The 8,923-nt window shown below is 68.7% G+C and carries 9 protein-coding genes; 4 read left to right on the top strand and 5 right to left on the bottom strand.

Annotated elements, in window-relative coordinates; genetic code table 11:
• Positions 1 to 42 precede the first annotated feature (42 nt).
• Together ACR2JA_RS05575 and ACR2JA_RS05570 are read left to right on the top strand one after the other, a co-directional pair.
• Entirely contained in the window at positions 43 to 915 is an 873-nt protein-coding gene (locus tag ACR2JA_RS05575) for a pirin family protein (protein ID WP_434008118.1), read from the top strand.
• Between the two features lies 1 nt (position 916).
• Positions 917 to 1,783 (top strand): pirin family protein, encoded by an 867-nt coding sequence (locus tag ACR2JA_RS05570; RefSeq protein ID WP_434008117.1) that lies wholly within the window; start codon positions 917 to 919, stop codon positions 1,781 to 1,783.
• A gap of 19 nt (positions 1,784 to 1,802) precedes the next feature.
• On the opposite strand, the gene ACR2JA_RS05565 is transcribed toward ACR2JA_RS05570, so the two are convergent.
• Positions 1,803 to 2,417, bottom strand: coding sequence for a YitT family protein (locus ACR2JA_RS05565; RefSeq protein ID WP_434008116.1), 615 nt, complete (start codon positions 2,415 to 2,417; stop codon positions 1,803 to 1,805).
• Between the two features lie 90 nt (positions 2,418 to 2,507).
• Between ACR2JA_RS05565 and ACR2JA_RS05560 the strand changes: the two genes are divergently transcribed.
• Positions 2,508 to 3,134, top strand: coding sequence for a Crp/Fnr family transcriptional regulator (locus ACR2JA_RS05560; RefSeq protein WP_434008115.1), 627 nt, complete (start codon positions 2,508 to 2,510; stop codon positions 3,132 to 3,134).
• Between the two features lie 129 nt (positions 3,135 to 3,263).
• Here ACR2JA_RS05560 and ACR2JA_RS05555 read toward each other — a convergent pair whose 3' ends face one another.
• Positions 3,264 to 4,823, bottom strand: coding sequence for a methyl-accepting chemotaxis protein (locus tag ACR2JA_RS05555; protein ID WP_434008114.1), 1,560 nt, complete (start codon positions 4,821 to 4,823; stop codon positions 3,264 to 3,266).
• Between the two features lie 175 nt (positions 4,824 to 4,998).
• Positions 4,999 to 5,949 (bottom strand): TerC family protein, encoded by a 951-nt coding sequence (locus ACR2JA_RS05550; RefSeq protein WP_434008113.1) that lies wholly within the window; start codon positions 5,947 to 5,949, stop codon positions 4,999 to 5,001.
• A gap of 411 nt (positions 5,950 to 6,360) precedes the next feature.
• Here ACR2JA_RS05550 and ACR2JA_RS05545 point away from each other — a divergent pair, with 411 nt between their 5' ends.
• Positions 6,361 to 7,104: a hypothetical protein gene (locus tag ACR2JA_RS05545; protein WP_434008112.1), complete on the top strand. Its 744-nt coding sequence runs from the start codon at positions 6,361 to 6,363 to the stop codon at positions 7,102 to 7,104.
• 21 nt (positions 7,105 to 7,125) lie between these two features.
• Here ACR2JA_RS05545 and ACR2JA_RS05540 read toward each other — a convergent pair whose 3' ends face one another.
• On the bottom strand, positions 7,126 to 7,416 hold the full coding sequence (locus tag ACR2JA_RS05540; RefSeq protein WP_434008111.1) for a hypothetical protein: 291 nt from the start codon (positions 7,414 to 7,416) through the stop codon (positions 7,126 to 7,128).
• A 207-nt stretch (positions 7,417 to 7,623) separates the two neighbouring features.
• Complete coding sequence (locus ACR2JA_RS05535) at positions 7,624 to 8,658, bottom strand: homocysteine S-methyltransferase family protein (protein WP_434008110.1); 1,035 nt, start codon at positions 8,656 to 8,658, stop codon at positions 7,624 to 7,626.
• Between the last annotated feature and the right edge of the window lie 265 nt (positions 8,659 to 8,923).

Below are 8,923 nucleotides of genomic sequence, written 5' to 3'. Positions count from 1 at the left end.
GCGGCTCCGCCCCACAATGGACCTTCAAAGGAGACTCCCACGATGAAGTCCGTGCAATTCATCCAGCGCAACACGCAGGGCCACTGGGTCGGCGATGGTTTTCCGGTGCGCACCCTGTTTTCGTACAACGACGACCCCGCCGCGTTCTCGCCCTTCCTCATGCTCGACTACGGCGGCCCGGTGGTCTTCGAGCCGACCACGAAGCGGCGAGGCGTCGGCGCGCACCCGCACCGCGGCTTCGAGACCGTGACCATCGTCTACGACGGCGAGGTCACGCACCGCGACTCGTCCGGCGGCGGCGGCACCATCGGTCCCGGCGAGGTGCAGTGGATGACCGCAGCCGCGGGCATCGTGCACGAAGAATTCCACAGCGAGGCCTACGCCCGCACGGGCGGCCCCTTCCGCATGGTGCAGCTCTGGGTGAACCTGCCCGCGCGCGACAAGATGGCGCAGCCCGGCTACCAGGGCATCGCCGCGTCGAAGATCCCCACGCTGCCGCTGACCGACGTGCACGCCGCCGCCGCCGGCACGGTGCGGCCCATCGCCGGCACCTTCGACGGCGCCATCGGCCCGGCGAAAACCTTCACGCCCATGCAGGTGTGGGACGTGCAGCTCAAGGCCGGCCACACCGTCACCCTGCCCGCGCCCGAGGGCCACACCACGGTGCCGCTGGTCTACCAGGGCCGGGTGAAAACGGCCGACGGCCAGGAAGCCGGCGATGCGGAAATGATCGTCTACACACGCGACGGTGCGGGCGTGCAGCTCACCGCCCTGGCCGACACCACGCTGCTGTGGCTGTGCGGCGAACCCATCGACGAGCCGGTGGTGGGCTACGGCCCCTTCGTGATGAACACGCCGCAGGAGATCCAGCAGGCCTTCGTGGATTTCCAGTCCGGCCGGATGGGAAGGCTCTGACATGTTTGAAATGCTGATCACCGCCCGCCACGGCGACTTGGGCCACGGGCTGACGGTGCGGCGCGTGTTGCCGTATGCGAAGCGCCGCCACGTGGGGCCCTTCGTGTTCCTGGACCACGCGGGTCCGGTGACGCTGGCGCCCGAACACCTGCGGGGCGCCGACGTTCGGCCGCACCCGCACATTGGCCTGTCCACCGTGAGCTACCTGCTCAGCGGCCAGATCACGCACCGCGACAGCCTGGGCATCCGGCAAGACATCAAGCCCGGCGACGTGAACTGGATGACCGCGGGCCGCGGCATCAGCCATTCCGAGCGCTTCACCCACCCCGACTCGTTCGCCCGCGGCGGGCTGGAGCTGATGCAGTTCTGGGTCGCGCTGCCCGAGGCGGACGAGGAATGCGACCCCGCCTTCACCCACTACCCGCAGGCCCTGATGCCCGAGCACCAGGATGGCGGCGTGTGGTGGCGCCTGTTCGCCGGCAGCGCCTACGGGCAGACCACGCCGGTGCGCACGCACTCACCCCTGTTCGCGCTGCACGCACAGCTGCGACCCGGCGCCACGCTGGCCCTGCCCAGTGGCCACGCCGAGCAGGCGGTGTACGTCGCACGCGGCGCGGTGACGCACGGTGACTCCACGGCCGCACCCGGACAGTTGCTGGTGTTCACCGGTGAGGGCGACAGCATCACGGCGGGAGCCGACGGCGCCACGCTCATGGTCTTCGGTGGCCAGCCGCTGGGCGATCGCCACATGTTCTGGAACTTCGTGTCCTCGCGCCAGGAGCGCATCGAACAGGCGAAGGCCGACTGGCGCGCCGGCCGCTTCGCCCTGCCACCGGACGACCACGACGAGTGGATTCCGCTGCCCTGAGGCTGCGGGACCCGCCCCGTCAGACGCCCAGGTAACGCCCGGGCCGGTGGTTGAGCGTCAGGATGGCGCCGATCGCCACCGCGCCCAGTACCGACTGCAGCACCCGCTCGGGCGGCACCACCGCCAGCGCGGCCAGCACCACCAGGATGTCCACCGCCATCTGCACATGGCCGGCGCGCACGCCGCGGGTCTGCTGCAGCCACTGCGCCACGATGTTGACCCCGCCCACGCTGGCCTGGTGGCGCAGCAGGGCCAGCAGGCCAAAACCGATGAGAAAGCCCCCCAGCACCGAGGCCACCCAGGGGTTGAGCAGCTCGAAGCGCACCACCTTGGGTGCCAGCGCCGTGAAGACCGAGACCAGGCTCACGGCCACCAGGCTCTTGAGCGTGAAGGCCGGCCCCAGCCGCCGCCATGACAGCCAGAAGAACGGCAGGCTGAAACCGAAAAAGCACAGCGCCAGGCTCCAGCCGGTGGCGTAGCTCACCAGAAAGGCCACGCCGGCCACACCGCCGGTGAGCAGGCCGGCGTGGGCGAACATGATCAGCCCGAGCGCCACGAACAGCGAACCGGCCAGCAGGGCGTGGCCGTCGTCCAGCCAGGAATGGGTGAGTCGGGCAACGGTGGCGGAAGTCATACCAAAGGCTTAGCACGAGGCGTGCCGCCGCACCGCGCGCGGCGCATTTGTTCACACCGCCCGGCAGCAGCGGCGCGGCACAATGCGGCCATGTCCCTGTTCGAGAAGTTGTTTGGCAAATCCCCCGAGGCCGATGCGCCCGAATCGCGCCTGCCCGCCGACCGACGCGCGCTGGTGGACGCGTCTGACGCGGCGCACGAAGCCGCCCGCCTGCTGCGCGCGCCCACCGCGCTGATGCAGCTGAGCGAGGCCGAGGCGCTCACCGTGGTCGGCTTCATGCGCCCGCGCCGCTACAAGGCGGGCGCCACCGTCATCCGCCAGGGCGAGGCCGACGACACCGGTTTCATGGTGCTGGTGCTGGGCGGTGAGATCACGGTGGAAAAGCTGCAGGCCAGCCGCAACGCACCCGTCACGCTCAGCGTGCTGGGGCCGGGCAGCCTGATCGGCGAAATGTCATTGGTGGACGGTGAGGCACGCTCGGCCAGCTGCACCGCCAGCACCGACGTGGCCTGCGCCGTGCTCACGCGCGAGGCGCTGGAAGCCCTGATCGCCGAACAGCCCGCCACCGCCGCCAAGCTGATGACCGCCATCGCCAGCCGCCTGGCCGAGCGGCTGCGCGAGAGCGGGCAGAAGCTGCAGGTGTACGCGCGCCTCGTGCAGACGCTGCAACAGGAAATCGACGTGCTGATGCCCACGCCGGAGCGGCGGAAAAAATAGGACCCCCACGCTCCGCCGCTGCGCGGGTCGCTGCCCCCCAAGGGGGCTGACCTTGCTTGGGGCGGCCCTTCGCTGCGGTCGTCGCGCCCCCACGCTCCGCCACGGAAACGGGTCGCCGCCCGCGGGCGGTCAGTGGGCCTGCAGGCGGAACACTTTCACCGACTCCAGCAGGTGCTGGGCCTGGTCGCGCAGGGCGCCGGCCGCGGCGGCGCTTTCTTCCACCAGGGCCGAGTTCTGCTGCGTCATCTGGTCCAGGTTGGCCACCGCCAGGTTCACCTCGCCCACGCCAATGGCCTGCTCCTGGTTGGCACGGCGCATGGTGTCCACCAAGCCCGAGAGCTGTTGCACCTCGTCCACCAGTTCGCGCATGGTCTGGCCGGCGCGGGTGACCTGTTGCCCGCCCGACGCCACGCGCTCGACCGACTCGCCGATCAGCTGCTTGATCTCCTTGGCCGCCTCGGCCGAACGCGTGGCGAGGGTGCGCACCTCGCCGGCCACCACCGCAAAACCCCGGCCCTGCTCGCCGGCGCGTGCCGCTTCCACCGCGGCGTTCAGGGCCAGGATGTTGGTCTGGAAGGCGATGCCGTCGATCACGCCGGTGATGTCCGAGATGCGCCGGGAGGCGTGGGTGATCTGGTCCATGGTCTGCACCACGTCGTGCACCACCTGGCTGCCGTCGTGCGCGGTGCGCGAGGCCTCGGCCGCGATAACGCCAGCCTGCTCCGCGGCCTGCGCGTTCTCGGCCACGGTCTCGTGGATCTGCGCCATGGCCGCGGCCGTCTGCTCCAGGTTGGACGCGGTCTGCTCGGTCCGGCCCGACAGGTCGTTGTTGCCCGCCGCGATCTCGCTGGCCGCCGTCTCCATGCTGTGGGCCGAGTCCTGCACCATGCCCACCATGCGGCGCAGGTTGGCGTTCATCTCGGCCATGGACTGCATGAGCTGGCCCACTTCATCGTGCCCGCCGCGCACCTTGATCTCCTGGCTGATGTCGCCCTGCGCGATGGCCTTGGCCACGCGCATGGCCTTGTTCAGGCCCCTGACGATGGAGCGCGAGATGCTGCGCGTGAGCGCGACGGTCAGCGCCAGCGCCACGGCGACGATGACCAGCAGGCGCTGGATGTACTGCATCAGCTCGGCGCGCAGGTCGTCGATGTAGATGCCCGATCCGATCACCCAGCCCCAGGGCTCGAAGCCTTTGACGTAGGAGAGCTTCTCCACCGGCTTCTCGCTGCCCGGCTTGGGCCAGAGGTAGGACACGAAGCCCTCTTTGTCCTGCCGGACCTTCTCGACGAAGGCCTTGAACAGGTGCAGCCCGTTCGGGTCTTTGATGTCGGACGCGTCCTGCCCGTCCAGCGCGGGCTTGATGGGGTGCATCACCACCCGGGGGTGCATGTCGTTGATCCAGAAGTATTCGCTGCCCTCGTACCGCAGCTTCGACACCGCCTGGCGCGCCAGCTGCTGGGCGGCGGCGCGGTCCATCTGGCCACTGGTTTCCAGGCCGTGCGCCCAGACCAGCAGGCCGTGCGCCACCTCCACCGTGTGGCGCGTGGCTTTCTGGCGCGCTTCGTACCCACGGTCGTGGGCATCAAAGCCCTGCCACACCGCCAGCGCCAGCAGGCTGCCGATGCCCAGCAGGGCCATGAAACGCAGTTTGGCCACGATGGACCACCGCTGAAACCAGTAATGCATGGATGCCTCCGTTGCAGACCGCCGCCAACGTGGGGGCGTTCTTGTTCACCAATGTGGTGCGTTTGCCAAGATGCAATCGGTTCAAAACACCCGGAAATGAAGCCCTTTTTGCTCAAAAAAAACGCGATGTGACTTCCGTCACATCGCGTCTGGCGCCCCCGGCGGGTGGGCGGGATCAGGTGTTGGGAGCGGTTTTGGCGCTCCAGAGCATGGTGATGGCCAGGATGCCCAGCACCACCCCCAGCGACACGGCCACCGGGATCTTGAAGATGTCGATCAGCATCATCTTGGTGCCGATGAAGACCAGGATCACGGCCAGACCGTAGTTCAGCAGGTGGAAGCGGCTGGCCGCGGCCTGCAGCAGGAAGAACATGGCGCGCAGGCCCAGGATGGCGAACACGTTGCTGGTCAGCACGATGAACGGGTCCTTGGTGATGGCGAAGATGGCCGGGATCGAGTCCACCGCGAAGATCACGTCGGTCAGGCCCACCATGGCGATCACCATCAGCAGCGGCGTGGCGATCTTCTTGCCGTTCTCGACGGTGAAGAATTTCTCGCCGTCGAACTGCTTGCTCACCGGCATGACCTTGCGCAGCAGCTTGAGCGCGGGGTTGTCGTCCAGGCTCTCTTCCTTGCCCGCGGCCCACCACATCTTGACGCCGGTGAGGATCTGGAAGGCGCCGAACACGTACAGGATCCAGTGGAACTGCTCCAGCAGCCAGGCGCCCACCAGGATCATGATGGTGCGCAGCACGATGGCGCCCAGGATGCCGATCATGAGCACCCGCTTCTGGAACGCCGGCGGCACCGCGAAGTAGGTGAAGATCAGCAGGAAGACAAAGATGTTGTCGACCGCCAGGCTCTTTTCGATCAGGTAGCCGGTCAGGAACTCCAGCGATTTTTCGTTCGCGATCGCGGTCGAACCGGTGGTGTCCTTGATGGCCCACCACAGCATGCCGTTGAAGACGAAGCTGACGCCGATCCAGGCCAGCGACCAGTTCAGCGCTTCCTTGACGCCCACGGCGTGGGCGCCCTGCTTCTTGAGCACGACGAAGTCGACAAACAGGGCCGCGAGCACGAAGGCGACGAAGACGCCCCAGAGCCACAGGGGTGCGATGGTTTCCATGAGTGAAAAGACCTTTTCGAGAGGACGGTGTTGATCGGTGGAAGAACACCCTCCAAGGTCTGGCCGGGACCGGGCGGGGTGCCGGGTCCGGGACATCCGGCGGCCTTGCAGGAAGGCCGCGTACTGACGGATGCCCCGCCCGCCGGGCCGGACAGGCTGTCCGCTGGCGGGCTGGTTACTCCCCTTGATGGGACCGGCGATTGTGCGGGCCAACCCGCCAGCCCCACACCGGGAACGACCTTCCGTTTTTTTCTGAACATTTCGGTCAAACGCTCAGACCACAAGGCCGGTGAGCGCCGAGCGGCACCTCCCTTCTCCGCCGGGCACGCGGGGGCGTGGTGCGCACGCCGCCCGGTTCAAGGCAAGATCGCCCCTCGCGCCCTGCCGCACCAACCCAGCCCGACCGACCCCATGCGCACCTCCCTGCTTGCCATTGCCGCCCTGTGTACCGCCCTGTGCGGGGGCCCGAACGCCAACGCGGCCAGCCTGGACGGCGATTCGCCCGCCACCGACAGCGCCGAGGGCTTCTGGATCGCCACCCTGCCCAGCGGCATCAACGTCCAATGGGCCATCCTGGACGGCGGTGAAACCTGGGGCATCTACGAAGCCCAGGGCACCGTCCTGGGCGCGTTCCACGGCACCACCCGGTCGGCCAACGGCGCCTTGAACGGCAGCGGCCGGGCGTTCGACATCCCGTCGAACACCGTGGGCGCCACCACGCACACCGGCAGCTACATCGCCCGGCAGGCCATCACCCTCACCACCGCGTTCGGCACCCAGATCAGCGGCCGCTACGCCCCCGGCTACGACCAGCCGGCCCGCCTGGCCGACCTGCAAGGCCGCTACGCCGGCGACGCCCTGGGCCGCCGCGGCCCGGTGATCGGCATGGCGCTGAGCGTGGCCAGCGACGGTGCCTTTGTGATGACCTCGCCCGACGGCTGCGCCGCCAGCGGCACCGCCACCCCCCGCCCGGGTGGCAAGGCGGTGTTCAACGTGCGCCTGCGCTTTGCCGGCAGCGCGTGTGCCCTGGGCGACGGCGCCACGGCCAGCGGCATCGCCCACGTCAGCACCACCAATGGCGAACTGTTCGTGCTGGCGATGAACGAGGCGAAGACGGACGGGTGGATGTACCTGGGCGCACGGAGCGCCGACTGAGGGGCCCCGGGGCAGGGCCTGTCAACGGACGATCTTGCGCTCGACGGCGGACACCACGCCCGCCCGCAACGTGACGACGGTGAGCGTCTGCGGGTCCCGCGGATGGGGGAAATAGGCCCAGGTCTTTTCTTCCGGCTGCCCGCGCACGTTCCGGACGAAGGCCTCGTGGTCGGGTTTGCCGACGCGCAGCAGCACCTCCGCCTCGTGCATGCCCTGGCGGATGAAGCCACGCTCGCGCGCGTCGGCCGCCACCGCCACGGTGCACACCGCCGCGCACACCACGGCCACACACCCTGTCCGTTCGAATCGCATGTCCTGCCCCCTGTTCCAGCCGAACCCGCACCCCGGGTGGCCGCTCACATTCTGCGGCGGAGAGTCTGAAGGGGCAAGCAAGGTCAGGCGTCGAAACGTCGCGACAGGCCACAGGCCGCTAGGCCTCTTCAAGCGGCTGGGCGGCATGGCGCGCCGGCCAGTGCGCGTCTGGTTTTCAGTGGCCTACAGGGGTCAGCCCGGCCGACCTCAGGCCGCTTCTTTGTAAAACACCGCCCGCGGCGCCTTGTTCGCCACCGCGTCGTGGATGGCGCCGATGTGCTGCGGCGTGGTGCCGCAGCAGCCACCCACGATGTTGACCAGGCCTTCGGCCGCGAACTCGCGCAGCAAGCGGCTGGTGACATCCGGCGTCTCGTCAAATCCGGTGTCGCTCATGGGGTTGGGCAGGCCGGCGTTGGGGTAGCAGCTGATGAAGGTGTCGCCCGCGACCTTGGCCAGTTCCTGGATGTAGGGGCGCATCAGCGTGGCGCCCAGCGCGCAGTTCAGGCCCACGGCCAGCGGCTGGATGTGGCGCACGCTGGCCCAGAAGGCGGTGACGGTCTGGCCGCTCAGGATGCGGCCGGAGGCGTCGGTCACGGTGCCGCTGATGATGACCGGCAGGCGTTCGCCGCTCTTTTCAAAGAACTCGTCGATGGCGAACAGCGCGGCCTTGGCGTTGAGGGTGTCGAAGATGGTTTCGACCAGCAGCACGTCGGACCCGCCTTCGACCAGGGCTTCAACCTGCTCGTAGTACGCGGCTCGCAGTTGCTCGAAGGTGACGTTGCGGGCGCCGGCGTCGTTCACATCGGGGCTGATGCTGGCGGTTTTGGGTGTGGGGCCCAGGGCGCCGGCGACGAAGCGCGGCTTGTCGGGCGTGCTGTACTTGTCGCAGGCTTCGCGCGCCAGCCGGGCGGAGGCGAGGTTCATCTCGCGCGCCAGGTGGGCCATGTCGTAGTCCTCCTGCGCGATGGTGGTGGCGCCGAAGGTGTTGGTCTCGATCAGGTCGGCGCCGGCCGCGAGGTAGCCCTCGTGGATGTCGCGGATCACGTCCGGGCGGGTCAGGCTCAGCAGCTCGTTGTTGCCTTTGACGTCTTTGTGGAAGTCCTTGAAGCGCTCACCGCGGTACTGTTCTTCGCCGAGCTTGAAGCGCTGGATCATGGTGCCCATGGCGCCGTCAAGGACGGCGATGCGTTGGGACAGGATCTGGGGGAGCGCCTGGGCGCGGGTGTAGGCGGGCGTTTTCATGATCCCGCGATTGTAGGAAGCCGGGCCACGGCACCCGGCCGGTGAGGGCTTGGTCGCCCGCGCCTGCGCCACCGCGGGCCACGCGGCACACCCCGCCGCGCCGGGTGGCGGCGGGCGCATCCCCGACAATACGGCCCCATGAAACACATGCTCCCGACCGAAGCCTGGGCCTGGCTGCAAGACCAGACCGCGCAACGCGCCGCCCAGGGCCTGGAGCCGCCGCTGTTCGTGGACGTGCGCATGGAGATCGAGTCGCTCTACGTGG

It is taken from the genome of Hydrogenophaga sp. (assembly GCF_051007235.1).
Taxonomy (GTDB): domain Bacteria; phylum Pseudomonadota; class Gammaproteobacteria; order Burkholderiales; family Burkholderiaceae_C; genus Hydrogenophaga.
The sequence above is the reverse complement of the archived record's forward strand: the minus strand, read 5'-3'. Positions and strand labels throughout refer to the sequence as shown.